At 36.9% G+C, this 12,498-nt stretch carries 17 protein-coding genes and 2 other annotated features (1 of these 19 running past the window's edge); of the genes, 2 read left to right on the forward strand and 15 right to left on the reverse strand.

The window, feature by feature from the left end; all coding sequences use genetic code 11:
- Nucleotides 1–157 (reverse strand) — a binding site (T-box leader) (it extends 51 nt beyond the left edge of the window).
- A 48-nt stretch (nt 158–205) separates the two neighbouring features.
- Entirely contained in the window at nt 206–556 is a 351-nt protein-coding gene (locus CRG87_RS03425) for a winged helix-turn-helix transcriptional regulator (protein WP_046307240.1), read from the reverse strand.
- A 76-nt stretch (nt 557–632) separates the two neighbouring features.
- A complete protein-coding gene (locus tag CRG87_RS03430) occupies nt 633–1,400 on the reverse strand; it encodes a TrmH family RNA methyltransferase (RefSeq protein ID WP_074425075.1) in 768 nt (255 codons plus the stop codon).
- A gap of 103 nt (nt 1,401–1,503) precedes the next feature.
- Here CRG87_RS03430 and CRG87_RS03435 point away from each other — a divergent pair, with 103 nt between their 5' ends.
- Together CRG87_RS03435 and yidC are read left to right on the forward strand one after the other, a co-directional pair.
- Complete coding sequence (locus tag CRG87_RS03435; protein ID WP_046307244.1) at nt 1,504–1,833, forward strand: acylphosphatase; 330 nt, start codon at nt 1,504–1,506, stop codon at nt 1,831–1,833.
- Nucleotides 1,834–1,869: 36 nt separating this feature from the next.
- Complete coding sequence (gene yidC / locus CRG87_RS03440) at nt 1,870–2,841, forward strand: membrane protein insertase YidC (protein WP_074425073.1); 972 nt, start codon at nt 1,870–1,872, stop codon at nt 2,839–2,841.
- Between the two features lie 143 nt (nt 2,842–2,984).
- On the opposite strand, the gene CRG87_RS03445 is transcribed toward yidC, so the two are convergent.
- The 13 genes from CRG87_RS03445 to CRG87_RS03505 form a co-directional block, all read right to left on the reverse strand.
- Complete coding sequence (locus tag CRG87_RS03445) at nt 2,985–4,553, reverse strand: HAMP domain-containing sensor histidine kinase (RefSeq protein ID WP_074425071.1); 1,569 nt, start codon at nt 4,551–4,553, stop codon at nt 2,985–2,987.
- The gene (locus tag CRG87_RS03450) at nt 4,531–5,244 is read right to left on the reverse strand and encodes a response regulator transcription factor (RefSeq protein WP_046307250.1); all 714 of its coding nucleotides are present in this window, start codon (nt 5,242–5,244) and stop codon (nt 4,531–4,533) included. The genes CRG87_RS03445 and CRG87_RS03450 overlap by 23 nt, the downstream gene beginning before the upstream one ends.
- A 142-nt stretch (nt 5,245–5,386) precedes the next feature.
- Complete coding sequence (locus CRG87_RS03455) at nt 5,387–5,953, reverse strand: DUF177 domain-containing protein (RefSeq protein ID WP_074425069.1); 567 nt, start codon at nt 5,951–5,953, stop codon at nt 5,387–5,389.
- A 1-nt stretch (nt 5,954) separates the two neighbouring features.
- Nucleotides 5,955–7,109, reverse strand: a complete 1,155-nt coding sequence (locus CRG87_RS03460; RefSeq protein WP_074425068.1) for a nucleotidyltransferase — start codon at nt 7,107–7,109, stop codon at nt 5,955–5,957.
- 6 nt (nt 7,110–7,115) lie between these two features.
- Nucleotides 7,116–7,463 carry a ribosome silencing factor gene (rsfS, locus tag CRG87_RS03465; RefSeq protein ID WP_074425066.1) on the reverse strand — a complete coding sequence of 116 codons (348 nt, stop codon included), beginning with the start codon at nt 7,461–7,463 and terminating at the stop codon, nt 7,116–7,118.
- Nucleotides 7,464–7,472: 9 nt separating this feature from the next.
- Nucleotides 7,473–8,072 (reverse strand): bis(5'-nucleosyl)-tetraphosphatase (symmetrical) YqeK, encoded by a 600-nt coding sequence (gene yqeK / locus CRG87_RS03470; protein WP_074425064.1) that lies wholly within the window; start codon nt 8,070–8,072, stop codon nt 7,473–7,475.
- Nucleotides 8,065–8,706: a nicotinate-nucleotide adenylyltransferase gene (locus CRG87_RS03475; protein ID WP_074425062.1), complete on the reverse strand. Its 642-nt coding sequence runs from the start codon at nt 8,704–8,706 to the stop codon at nt 8,065–8,067. Before CRG87_RS03475 ends, yqeK begins: the two co-directional genes overlap by 8 nt.
- Nucleotides 8,707–8,714: 8 nt before the next feature.
- Entirely contained in the window at nt 8,715–9,830 is a 1,116-nt protein-coding gene (yqeH, locus tag CRG87_RS03480) for a ribosome biogenesis GTPase YqeH (protein WP_074425060.1), read from the reverse strand.
- On the reverse strand, nt 9,823–10,347 hold the full coding sequence (locus tag CRG87_RS03485) for a YqeG family HAD IIIA-type phosphatase (RefSeq protein WP_046307262.1): 525 nt from the start codon (nt 10,345–10,347) through the stop codon (nt 9,823–9,825). The genes yqeH and CRG87_RS03485 overlap by 8 nt, the downstream gene beginning before the upstream one ends.
- A 106-nt stretch (nt 10,348–10,453) precedes the next feature.
- Nucleotides 10,454–10,810 carry a 50S ribosomal protein L20 gene (gene rplT / locus CRG87_RS03490; RefSeq protein WP_046307264.1) on the reverse strand — a complete coding sequence of 119 codons (357 nt, stop codon included), beginning with the start codon at nt 10,808–10,810 and terminating at the stop codon, nt 10,454–10,456.
- Between the two features lie 36 nt (nt 10,811–10,846).
- Entirely contained in the window at nt 10,847–11,047 is a 201-nt protein-coding gene (rpmI, locus tag CRG87_RS03495) for a 50S ribosomal protein L35 (RefSeq protein WP_046307267.1), read from the reverse strand.
- Between the two features lie 26 nt (nt 11,048–11,073).
- A complete protein-coding gene (gene infC / locus CRG87_RS03500; RefSeq protein WP_046307269.1) occupies nt 11,074–11,583 on the reverse strand; it encodes a translation initiation factor IF-3 in 510 nt (169 codons plus the stop codon).
- Nucleotides 11,584–11,620: 37 nt separating this feature from the next.
- Nucleotides 11,621–11,731 (reverse strand) — a sequence feature (ribosomal protein L20 leader region).
- 102 nt (nt 11,732–11,833) lie between these two features.
- Nucleotides 11,834–12,490: an amino acid ABC transporter permease gene (locus CRG87_RS03505; protein ID WP_074425058.1), complete on the reverse strand. Its 657-nt coding sequence runs from the start codon at nt 12,488–12,490 to the stop codon at nt 11,834–11,836.
- Nucleotides 12,491–12,498: the final 8 nt, after the last annotated feature.

Raw genomic sequence — 12,498 nt, forward strand, 5'->3', positions numbered from 1 at the left:
TCTACACTCAAGTCTTCGATAACGGTGAATACCGGAATTGATTAAATCCTACTAGTAAGATGAAATTCACAGCTCTATTTAGACTTTTCTTTCAGCTAATAAAAAAGTCTCTCTGCAATAAACGATTACTGCTACTAGTCTTACTCCATGTAATTAACTATTAGAATAATTCTTTTTGCTAAAACATGCAAGCAATTATTAAAAATTAGACCCACTTGTCGGCCCAATCATGTATTTTGTCTAAAGCTGGCTTTAAATCTGCACCCTTTCTCGTTAAACCATAAGAAATAATTTTAGTATCACTATCAACTGATCGCTTAACAATTCCTTCTTTTTCTAGTTCTTTTAAACGTTCAACCAAAACACGATCGGAACAGGCTCTGACACAACGTGTTAAGTCTTTAAAGCGCATGTAATTTCCGGCACAGAGGGAACTAATTATTAAGCCATTCCACTTTTTACCAATTATTTGAAATGCATTTATATAGTGCTGGCACATCTCGTTGTCTGTGCCAATATAGTCAGTACCTTCCTTGGTTTTACTACTTGAAGCCATCCTACTTTCCTCCTACAGCAAAGCAATGTCATGAATTTATTATAAAAAAAACACTTACTAGAAACAAGTACCAGACCTAGGCAAAATAATAAATCATAATTCCAGCCGCAACTGCAGCATTAAGTGATTCTGCTTGCCCTTTAATCGGAATATAGAGCTTTTCATCACAAATATTAGCAACTTCTTCACTTACACCGTGTGCTTCATTCCCAATTACCAAGCCCAATTGAGCAACATGCTCAAATTCTGGTAATTGCTTCGCATTTTTGTCTAATAAGCTGGCGTAGACAGGGATAGAATTTAACTTCAATTCATTAATTACTTCGGATAGTGGTTTAACTATTAAATTAAGGTGAAACTGGCTACCCTGCATTGCACGCTGCGTTTTAGGATTATATAGGTCAACACTTTCAGGTGACAAAATAACACCATCAAAGCCGGCAGCGTCGGCAGTTCTGATAATTGTCCCCACATTTCCAGGATCAGAAAGATTATCAAGCAATACCCACTTACCAAAGTTAAATGAATAGTTCTTCGGCTGAGTCATCTTAAGAACCATAAAAATACTTTGTGAATTTTTAGTGCTAGTTAAATTTCGTGTAATTGCTGTATTTATCAAAAAAACGTTTTTGGCGCTTAAATCTACATTTAATTCCTCTTCTGCGCGTTCCAAAGCATCTTCTGTTCCTAGTAAATAAACATAACTTAGCTTTGCTTTAAGTGCTTCTTCTATTAAGTGAAAACCTTCTATCATGTAAGTACCGGTTTGCTCACGATACTTTTTTTGCTTTAGTTTAGCTAAACTTTTAATAAGTTGATTATTTACCGAAGTAATTTGTTCCATTTATTTGTCCTCTTTTTATTTAGATTTAGTACCCGCCAATTGTAATATTCGATGAAGAAAATGGTAAAATCAAGATGATATGCTTTTAGAAAGGAAAATCATTATGGGCTTATTTAATCATCACAACCACAATAGTGAAAAAACGACTGACTCACCAGTTGAAACGTGGCAGTTAACTGCCTCTGGTATTGTCCAAGGTGTTGGCTTTCGCTGGAGTGTTATGAACCTTGCCAAGCAGATGAATATTGCTGGTAACGTATGTAATAATAGCGACAGCACAGTCACCATTACTTTACAGACTAACCTTGATTGCGTCAATCAATTTATCAAGGAACTGCCTCGTAATGTTTCACCTTCTGCACGTATTTCTACAATAAAAAAAGAAAAACTGACAGATGTAGCCAAACTCCATGGTTTTCATGTATTATATTAAGTATTGACTTTTTAAAAAAATAACTTGGTGAATTTAATGAAAAAATTTCGTAAATATATTGGATTAATTGCTCTTTGTTTTGTGGTCATGCTAACTGTTACAGCATGTGCCCAAAATGGTAATGCTGCTACTAAGCCCCCTACAGGCTTTTTCTATGGCAATATCTATCGCTTTATTGGGAAACCACTTCAAAATATCATGTTGTCGTTCTCGCACATGATTGGTGGAGCAAATGGCGCAGGTTGGGCAATCATTTTAATGACGTTAGTTGTTAGAGTAGTTCTTCTGCCTTTAATGCTAAGCCAACAAAAGAAATCAACTACACAACAGGAAAAAATGACGCGAGTTCAGCCTCAAATGCTGTTAATCCAGGACGCAATGAAGCGTAAAGATTTAACTCAAGACCAACAAATGACTTTGGCAGGCTGGCAAAGAGAACTTTATTCGCAAAACAACATTTCTTTAACAGGCGGTATGGGCTGCTTGCCTTTGATTATTCAGTTTCCAATCATGATTGGAATTTATCAAGCCGTAATGTATTCCAAACCACTGGCAAACTCGTTTTTCTTTGGTATCTCACTTAGTGAACGATCCATTTCGGTTACCATCATTGCAACACTGTTTGCTTTCATCCAAGGGTACCTGTCAATTATCGGTGTCCCTAAAGAGCAAAAGAAACAAATGCAATCAATGATGTTGATGAACCCAATCATGACTTTGTTTATTTCTCTATCCGTTTCTGGTTCAGTAGCTTTATACTGGGCTGCCGGAAACTTCTTCTCGGTCATTCAACAGTTGATCGTTACTTTTATCATCATGCCAAAAGTTAAGAGGGACGTTGATGAACACCTTAAGAACGAACCAATTAAGGCGATTGTAACGAAAGAGAAAATTGATGAATTACTAAATCAAAAAACTTCAGGTTCAGCTGTCTCTGAAAAAGAAAAGGAATTGCACGAAAACTTGCGCAACCGTAATAAAGGTAAACAACAAAAGCATCATAAATAATGATCACTCAAGATTTTTACTGAATAATATAGAACTCCTAAAAGGCTAATTCCAGTACATAGAATTAGCCTTTTTACTTACCTAAATTAAGCTAAAACAAAAACAGCAAAAGCTTTTCTTTTGCTGTTTCATATATTCCTCTATTACTCTGCTTCTTTTTGACTTTGAGCACGTTCACGCAAAGTTTGTGCCTGCTTCTTTGTGAGGGCTGGGAACTCAATAATGAACTGACTACCCTGACCTTCGACTGATTCAACACTAATTTTACCATGATAGCTGTTAACCAGTTTTTGTGCAATCGACAGACCTAAACCATTACCACCCTTTTCACGTGTTCTCGCTTTATCAACACGGTAGAAACGGTTAAAAATCTTGCTTTGATCTTCTTTAGATATTCCTTCACCAAAATCTTGTACGATGATGTGTACGTCAGTTTGAGCCAACCCAGCAGAAATGTTAATTTCTTTTCGCGTAGTTGAATACTTTATTCCGTTATCAACCAAAATTACAAGTAGCTGCTCCAAGTGCCCCTGGTAGATTTGAATTTCAGTATCCTGAGGTAAATCATCCATTTCCAAACCGATTGAAAAGTCCTGATGGACCATTGCCATATCTCCAGCGACACGCTTCAAAACATCCGCAACGTTTGTTACAGCATTTGGATACTGCACATTGATTTGTTCCGCACGGGTTAAGTCAAGCATTTCTTGAATTAGATGCTGCATTCTGTTGGCTTCTTGTAATGAAGCATTGATCGATTCCTCCAGAATTTCTGGATCATCTTTGCCCCATCGTTCTAACAAGTTCAAATGTCCCTCGATTACCGCAACTGGTGTGCGCAACTCATGTGAAACGTCGCCAACAAATTCTTTTTGCTGGTCAATGTATCGCTGCATTCGATCAAGCATTTGATTCAGAGAAACTGCAAGCTCTTGCAGCTCATCATTTCGGTGAAATCTTCTTATTCGAGCAGTACTGTTTGGATCTGCATTAACTTCACGGGCAACCTTAGACATTTCTTTGATTGGCCGAACAACGCCGCGCACAATCATATACGAAATCAAAATAAAGACCACAATCGCAATAGCAGAAATCCGTACCATCCATTTAAGTAGATCGTGCATCAACTCATTGTAGTAGGACATCTTGTTGGCAACAACAATGTAGCCTGTGAGTTTGCCACTATGTGCTGCTCTAACTTTCTGATAGGTAATAATTTGGCGCCGATGGCCCTTAACATAGACGCTCTCCATCGAATAATCACCCTTAATATGCTTAAACTTAGGGATTGGTCCACCGTTATCAAAAACGTCTTCTTTTTCCAAGTTATAAACAACAACACTCAAATCAGGGTTTGTTAGTGATGAAAGGAGGTCATCATTAAATGCACTTCCAGGATGGTCATCATTAGTAATAGGCGGATTGCCTTCTAAAACATTTCTGGTTGATGGCGTTAGAGCAGGAACTACATTAGAAATCTGTAATTCATGTGGAATTCTATTTAAGCTTTCATTTAGCTTAACAACCATCTCAGTTGAGGTCTTTTTCTGCTGCACGAATGATTGCTGTCCAACAACAGAGTAAATAACAACTGAAAATACAATAAAAGAGACCATGATCGTTAAAGCAACGATACTGACCCAGCGTACAATTAACGATGAGTGCTTGGTCTCTTTTTTACCTTTGACTTTACTTCTTTTCATCATCTTCATCTCTTACCATATATCCGGTACCACGAACAGTCTTGATATATGATTGTTGACCTGGGATGTCAATCTTATTACGCAAGTAACGAACATAAACTTCAACAACATTAGTTTCAATGTTTGAACCTGGTCCCCAAATCTTAGAAAGTAGTTGGTCACGGCTAACAACATTGTTCTTGTTCTTAATTAAAGTCATTAAGAGATTGTATTCACGTTTGGTTAAGTCAACTGCTTTACCATCCCCGCGACGAACAATTCTATTTGCAGTTTCAATTGTTAAGTCCTTAAACTTAACTACCTTCTTTTCAACTGTATCATCTGACGCATCTTTTTCAATCTTGACACGACGTAAAACGGCACGTAGACGAGCTAACAATTCTTCAATGGCAAAAGGTTTAACAATGTAATCATCTGCACCATGATCTAAACCAGAAACACGATCAATTACAGAATCACGTGCAGTCATCATAATTATCGGTGTACTCTTAACTTGACGAACACGACGAGCAATTTCAAGACCATTTAAGTCAGGCAACATTAGGTCGAGTAAAATAGCATCAAAGTCTTCTTTCAAAGCCAAATCCAATGCTTTACGACCGTTGCTCTCAACAACAGTATCATATTTTTCATGTTTTAATTCTAGCTCCACAAAGCGAGCTAAGTTCTTTTCATCTTCAACAATTAAAATTTTTGCCATTTTTATCATCCTTTATATTAACTATCAAATGCTAAATCAAGTTAAAACCTTTTAATTAAGATAAGCATACTTTAAAAGAGGTTTTAAAACAAGATTAAAAAACTGAGTTAAGAATAACTCAAAGTTTTTGCATTACTTATTTTTATTTTTGCTTATTATTTTTATCATGTTCATCCTGTTCAAGCAAGGATTTAAGCTTGGCAAGTGCGGGATTAACTTGATTTTTCTTTCCTTGGTCATAATCACTTTTTGAAATAACAGACCAGCCATTGCCTTGAGGATAGATATCTTCTTTTTCTTCTTCAGGTGTCAAAATTGTGATTGGAATATTAAGAATAATATTATCTTCGACTGCAGTCTGCAAATCGATTAAATCATCTTCAACCTTAACGATTGGAATTTCACTTTCATCAATCTTTTCCTTCGGTACTTCTTCATCAGTATAGTTTTCCGTAAACCGAAAGTCCTGTTGGTAATCGACAGGTTCTAAACTTCGACTCGACGGAACAACCAAGGAAGCCTTAACATGAAAATCGCCAGTTACATATGGTTCATTGTAAAAAAGTGAACCAGTTAACTGCACCTTTTTTACTTGATCAACTAAGTTTTTGCTCCGGTCAAAAAATTCTGGCCTCATTTGAACTTCCTGATCAATCTTCGTCAAAACTTCATTACTATTTTTGATTTGTGAAAAGTTAATTGATAGCATTCTAAACCTCCAACGGACGACGGCCAAAATTTTGATCCTTCTGCATTATTTGTTCAAATAAACGATCAACGCGAACCTGTAAGCCCAATGAACCATGCTTAGCATTGTTCTGATCAACCTTTGAAATAATATTGGCAGAAGTATCTTTTCTAATTTGCTTCAAATAATTGCGCCCAAGCTTACTATAACCCAATAGTAACAACGACTCATGGTTAAAGCTTTCAATCATATCGTCTTGACTTACATTCAGTAGAGTATACAAGCATAATCTTCTCAAACGCGCATAGGTATACCGTTTCGACTTGATTCTACGTAAAAACTCAGTAAAGTCATGGGCCAAGTGAATCTCTTGTTTCATTTTATATTCAAGGCCTTCACTCATTTGATATATTTGACGTAGTTCTTCTACACTAGTAGATTCAAGTCGATACTTTAAAAATGGGAACAATATATTCCAGTTTGGATACTCGCTTTGGGCATCAAGCATTTGAACTTCTTTTTTGGGCAGCCATTGCTCTAATTCCGAATCTATTTTGTTATGCAAAATAATATTGCGAATTGCACTCGCACTTTGAACTACACCATTATTTTGTAACAAATCATCATGCCCAGCACCAATTCGATTAACTGGATGTAGTGCTAAAGGTGTACCTAAATTGTGATTTGCAACAGCATAGGCCAACGCCAAAATTGCATTAGGCTCATTAACTTCATGCCCAACTTCACGTGCAACCATTTGATTATACTGTGTTGAATATGTCTGACTATAATCATTAAAGTCCATATGACTTTGTGGAATTTCTGCAATTTTGCTTCCTAAGTAAGCAAAATTTTGGGTTGCATCTTCAACGCCAAAAACTAAGTCAGTAACACCAACTTTAACTAATTGGTCGATGCTTCCAAGCGAAAAGAGGTCTGCTGGTTGAACCGCAGTTGAAAATGGTAGTTCAAATACTAAATCCGCACCACTTTCAAGTGCAGCCCTAGCACGCGACCACTTATCCATAATTGCCATTTCGCCCCTTTGAACATAGTTACCTGACATAACAATCACGATTGGATCTTTGTCTCCTGCCAGATAGCGAGCCTGATTCATCAAAAACTCGTGTCCACTATGAAAGGGATTGTATTCAGCAATGATCCCAACAACACTCATTAGCAGCTAATCTTCCTCTAACTCTAATTTTTTACCGTCTGCCCATAGTTTTTCGACATTATAAAAGTCTCGGGCTTCTTCAGTAAAGACATTGACGACTACATCACCTAAATCTAAAAGCAGCCAATTTGATTCGCTACTTCCTTCAACTCGATAATCATAGAAGTCAGCCTTATGTGCCTCATCAATAATTGCATTAGCAATTGCGTGCAACTGTCTATTAGAACCTGCACTGGTAACAACGTAATAATCAGCTAAAATACTGTATCCTTGCATGTCATATGCAGCAGTATCCTCACCATGGCGGTCACTGATTGCTTTTAATGTAAAAGCTAAGATTTCTTTACTAGTCAATTTTTCTCCTTATTGCTTTTTGACACTCCACACATTGTATGCTTCTAAAGTGCGTGGATAAATTTTACTTCTGTTATGGACTAAATATTCAAGTGTATGTGCAAGTTGATAGCCTACACCTTCATTTAAGTTGGCATAGGTGACATCACGTGCTTGTTCAACACCCGCAAAATCTCGTCCAGGCTCAATATAATCAGCCATATAAACAATCTTATCTAAGGTGGTCATTTCTGTATCAGCAGTTGTATGACGTCGTACAGCGGTTAATATTTCCGCATCAGTAATTTTTAAATCACGTTCAATAAAGTAAGTACCAACTATTCCATGCCAGATTGCAGGACCCCAATTAAGTAAATCCTGATCAAATCCCTGGGTTTTAATTACTTGACGAAATTCTTCTACTGGCACTTGCTTGGCATAATCGTGAATAAAGCCAGCAAGTGCGGCTTTATCCTCATCATAACAATTTAGTTTAGCAAGCTTACGAGCCGTCTCACTCACTCCTACACAGTGGGTAAAACGCTTTTGATCCATATTGCTTCTTTCTTTAGCAACTATTTCAGCGCTAGATAGCGGTGAGTACGTTTCATTAAAAAATAAATCACTCATGATATAGTTCCTTTTTTTGTATATAGTTTCTCACTGTGTCAGGTACAAGATACCTGATTGAGCCACCCATTGCAATAGTTTGGCGTATTGAGGTCGAACTGACATCTAAGCTTGGCACATCAACCCAGATCATTGGCAATTCTGCTTTAGTGGGATAGCCCGCGCGTTTAATTCCAACCAAGGTTGCCAATTGCGCAATTTTAGTCGGTTCTTTCCATTCGTTGAAATTATTTACCTGATCACTGCCCATAATCAAGTAATAATGATTTTCAGGTTGAGTTTCATGTAGGTATCGCAATGTATCGACTGTATATGAAACTCCACCTCGATAGAGTTCAAATAACTTCACCTGAAAATGAGGATTGTCCTGAGTTGCTAATTCTAACATATTAGCACGATCTTGCGGTGAAACAGTTGGGGAATCCTTCAAAGGCGGAATATTAGTTGGAATAAACCAAACTTCATCGAGATGAAGCTTATTATATACCTGTTCACCTACTATTAAATGAGCCGAGTGAACGGGATTAAACGTTCCGCCTAAAATTCCAATTTGTTTACCCTTCTTAGGCTCTATTTTTTCTTCTTTAATTTCAACTGACGGAATTTTTCCTAAATCCTTAGCAATAGCGATCATTTTTGCCTCTAAATTAGTGCGCGTCTAATACCTAAACCAATTTTATCAGGAGTATAAATCTTAACCAAACAATCTGCTGGCACTGTTACAAAGCCTATACCACCAAATAGCAAGTCACTTTTACTTGAAGTATGGAATTCTTGCCCTTTTAGTTCGGGAAGATCTGTTTCTTTTTCTGGTGGATTCAACAATTCACCAACATGCTTTTCGTAAAAAGTATCAGCATTCTCAGTCTTGGTGCGATGAATGTATAATCCACGCGCCGCATATACTGTAAAGCTAGCCGGATCACCCTTGATAAAGTCTATTCTCCCAAGTCCTCCCAAGAATAATGTATTACCTGGCTTTAATTGGTATGTCATAGGTTTTAATGGCTTTTGTGGCGAAATAACTGCTAATTCACTAGCATTTAATCGCGTTGCCAACTGATTTTCAGTCATAATACCTGGAGTGTCAACTAAAAAGTGTCCATTTTCCAACGGAATTTCAATTTTATCTAATGTAGTTCCAGGGAAACGAGAAGTTGTAATCAGATTCTTAATGTCACCCATTTGGTCAATAATTGCATTTAACAAAGTTGATTTTCCAACATTAGTCATACCAACAAAGTATACATCTTCTGTTCTAGAAGCTTTATCTAAATACGAAATTAAAGTTTCTAAGTTCTTTTGTTTTTTGGCACTAACCAAAAAGATTTTCTTTGGAAATAGGCCAACTCGATTAGCCTCTTGACGCATCCAATCTTTAATTTTGCTTTGGCGAGAATTTAGCGGGAATAAATCAAATTTATTTCCTACTAAAATGAAGTCATTATCGCCGATAAAACGTTTGAGAGAAGATAATAATGAATTAGTAAAATCAAATAAATCCACCACGTTAACAATTAACGCCTTTTTTTCTGCCAATGAATTTAGCAGTGCTAAAAAGTCATCGTTATCCGCATTAACAGGCATAATTTCATTATAATGACGCAAGCGGAAACAGCGTTGGCAATATGTATCATTATCTTCGTCTTGATTTTCGATAGCTTTCTTCAAACGTTGAGCTGGTAAAAAGCCTGCTTCTTCCGGATCAGTTGATTGCAGCTTTGCTCCACAACCGATACAAATTAACTCATCATCCATTTTCTAATGTCTCCTTAAAGGTAACTCTATGCGAAATTGCTAAAAAGAAAAAAATTATTTTTTCTAAGAAGCGATTAATGCGAGTATTCCATTTATCCGTTTCAACCAATGGTTTCACCAAAACTGACTCTACACCAGCCAAATTTCCAGCCTGAATATCAGTAATCAACTGGTCGCCAACCATCATTACCTGATCTTTTGCCAAACCAAGTTGTTCTCTTTTTTTAGTTATTGCAAAAGGAAGCGGCTTTCTTGACTTCGCAACGAAGTCAATTTGATATGGGTTCAGAACCTTACCGATTCTTTCTGCATTATTATTGGATATTACAACCAATTTGATGCCAGCTTTGGCCAAACGTTGATTGAGTTCATCCATTTTTTTGGCAGTCTCAAATTCATTCCATGCAAGTAATGTATTATCCAAATCTGAAAAAACTGCTTTGACATTCATTTGTTGAAGCACATCAGTATCTAAATGATAAATCGTATCAATTGTATAACGTGGCCTGAATAACATTCAACTTCCCCTTTATTTAAGTTTTCACTCATCTAATATATCAAAAAAACTCAGTAAAGTGATAATTTTTGACATAAAAAAATGGCGCCAATGCGCCATTTTTAAATTAATTTAAAGCCTTCTTAGCTGTTTCAGCTAATTGTGCAAAGGTCTTTGAATCGTTATAAGCAATATCAGCTAACATCTTACGGTTAATGTCAACACCAGCTACTTTCAAGCCGTGCATTAACTTAGAATATGAAATATCATTCTGTCTTGCAGCTGCATTGATTCTGGCAATCCATAATTTTCTAAAGTCGCTCTTGCGTCTTCTACGGTCACGGAATGCATATCTGTAAGATACAAATAATTGTGTACTTGCAGCCTTAAATTGCATATGCTTTGCGCCACGGTAACCCTTGGCAAGCTTCATAACCTTCTTACGACGTTTACGTGTAACAGTTCCACCCTTAACTCTTGGCATCTAAAATTCCTCCTAAATATCGTCTCTTACAATTAATTAACGCATTTGAGAGAGCATCTGTTTGATGCGCTTCAAGTCGCTGCGTGAAACTAATGCAGCCTTTCTCAAATGACGACGTTGCTTCTTTGTCTTACCGTGGAAACGGTGTCCAGTAAAAGCGTGATGACGTTTTAATTGACCAGAACCTGTTCTCTTGAAACGCTTTGCAGAAGCGCGGTGGGTTTTCATTTTAGGCATTTTCTAATTCCTCCAAATTAACTAATTTACTTTTTATCACTCTTGGGAGCAAGCATTAAGAACATTGAACGACCTTCCATTTTCGGTTTGCTTACTACAGTAGCAATATCCGAAGTGGCTTCAGCCATCTTTTCCAATACTTCGCGACCTAATTCCTTATGAGTAATAGCTCGACCCCTGAACCTAATTGAAACACGAACTTTTGCTCCCTCTTTAGTGAGGAATTTTTGAGCGTGCTTTAATTTAGTGTTAAAATCATTGCCTTCAATTGTTGGGCTCAAACGGATTTCTTTGACACTGACGGTCTTAGATTTCTTACGAGATTCCTTAACCTTCTTTTGTTGTTCAAAGCGGTATTTACCGTAATCCATAATGCGGGCAACTGGTGGCTTGGCATTAGGCGAAATTAGAACTAAATCTAAACTTGCAGCACTGGCTTGGCGTAAAGCCTCAGTCTTTGTTACAACACCAACTTGTTCACCATCTTCATTAATTAAACGAACTTCACGAGCACGTATTTGATCGTTTAATATCAAATTCTTTGGTATAATTCTTCACCTCCGTGTTAATTTGAGGACAAGAAAAAGGCGGGTAAAACGTACCCGCCTTTAATCAACAGAAAATATCGATTAGCCCAGAGGTCAACTTAACATAGGCGAGAAGCGGGAGCTTCTTCTTGTTCTCAACTAATGTGATTATACGCGTTAGTATTCAATTAGTCAATATAATCTGTCTAAAAATGTTCTTAGTCTTGAGGAAAGACCTTTTATCAAAAAATCAAAATTGTTAACTAGCCATGTGCTTATGCAAATAGCTTCCTGCCATTGAAAGTGTAAAACAAATAATAAAATACAGCAAGGTTAATGCTGCAAACATTGGAACAATGTAATTAGCATTTTGACCATAGATGACTTGAGCATGTTGCATCAATTCTGGAACAACGATAATTGTAGCAAGAGAAGTGTCCTTGATTAAAGATACAAATTGACCAATAATCGTTGGGATCATATGGCGGTATGCTTGTGGCAGTATGATGTACCACAATGCTTGGACAAAACTCATCCCCGTCGATCTTGCTCCTTCCATTTGCCCCTCAGAAACTGACTGTATACCAGATCTAACAATTTCAGCTAGCATGCTTGATTCAAAAATTGTCATTGCAATGATTGCCGAAGTAATTGCACTAGGGCGATAGCCAATTTTAGGCATTCCAAAATAAGTAAAGAAAATAATTAACAATAAAGGAAGGTTACGAACCAGATCAATTACAAAACCAACAGCGGCTGAAATAAATTTGATTTTTGAATACCGTATTATCCCTAATACCGAACCCAAAATAAAACTTAAAACAATCGATACTAATGAAATATATAATGTAACAGCCAAACCTTTAAGCAAGAAGCCAAAGTTTAGCCAAGATAATGCGTCTATCCATGTTTGCATATCAGTCG

The organism is Lactobacillus apis, assembly GCF_002837055.1.
Taxonomy (GTDB): Bacteria; Bacillota; Bacilli; order Lactobacillales; family Lactobacillaceae; genus Lactobacillus; species Lactobacillus apis.

What these genes read in the sequence shown, in the direction of transcription:
- yidC (WP_074425073.1), top strand. Translation starts at nt 1,870, where the DNA reads ATGAAAAAATTTCGTAAATATATTGGATTAATTGCTCTTTGTTTTGTG.
- CRG87_RS03435 (WP_046307244.1), top strand. Translation starts at nt 1,504, where the DNA reads ATGGGCTTATTTAATCATCACAACCACAATAGTGAAAAAACGACTGAC.
- CRG87_RS03445 (WP_074425071.1), bottom strand. Translation starts at nt 4,553, where the DNA reads ATGAAGATGATGAAAAGAAGTAAAGTCAAAGGTAAAAAAGAGACCAAG.
- yqeK (WP_074425064.1), bottom strand. Translation starts at nt 8,072, where the DNA reads ATGAGTGATTTATTTTTTAATGAAACGTACTCACCGCTATCTAGCGCT.
- CRG87_RS03455 (WP_074425069.1), bottom strand. Translation starts at nt 5,953, where the DNA reads ATGCTATCAATTAACTTTTCACAAATCAAAAATAGTAATGAAGTTTTG.
- CRG87_RS03450 (WP_046307250.1), bottom strand. Translation starts at nt 5,244, where the DNA reads ATGGCAAAAATTTTAATTGTTGAAGATGAAAAGAACTTAGCTCGCTTT.
- rpmI (WP_046307267.1), bottom strand. Translation starts at nt 11,047, where the DNA reads ATGCCTAAAATGAAAACCCACCGCGCTTCTGCAAAGCGTTTCAAGAGA.
- CRG87_RS03485 (WP_046307262.1), bottom strand. Translation starts at nt 10,347, where the DNA reads ATGTTATTCAGGCCACGTTATACAATTGATACGATTTATCATTTAGAT.
- CRG87_RS03425 (WP_046307240.1), bottom strand. Translation starts at nt 556, where the DNA reads ATGGCTTCAAGTAGTAAAACCAAGGAAGGTACTGACTATATTGGCACA.
- CRG87_RS03475 (WP_074425062.1), bottom strand. Translation starts at nt 8,706, where the DNA reads ATGATCGCTATTGCTAAGGATTTAGGAAAAATTCCGTCAGTTGAAATT.
- rplT (WP_046307264.1), bottom strand. Translation starts at nt 10,810, where the DNA reads ATGCCAAGAGTTAAGGGTGGAACTGTTACACGTAAACGTCGTAAGAAG.
- yqeH (WP_074425060.1), bottom strand. Translation starts at nt 9,830, where the DNA reads ATGGATGATGAGTTAATTTGTATCGGTTGTGGAGCAAAGCTGCAATCA.
- CRG87_RS03430 (WP_074425075.1), bottom strand. Translation starts at nt 1,400, where the DNA reads ATGGAACAAATTACTTCGGTAAATAATCAACTTATTAAAAGTTTAGCT.
- CRG87_RS03460 (WP_074425068.1), bottom strand. Translation starts at nt 7,109, where the DNA reads ATGAGTGTTGTTGGGATCATTGCTGAATACAATCCCTTTCATAGTGGA.
- CRG87_RS03505 (WP_074425058.1), bottom strand. Translation starts at nt 12,490, where the DNA reads ATGCAAACATGGATAGACGCATTATCTTGGCTAAACTTTGGCTTCTTG.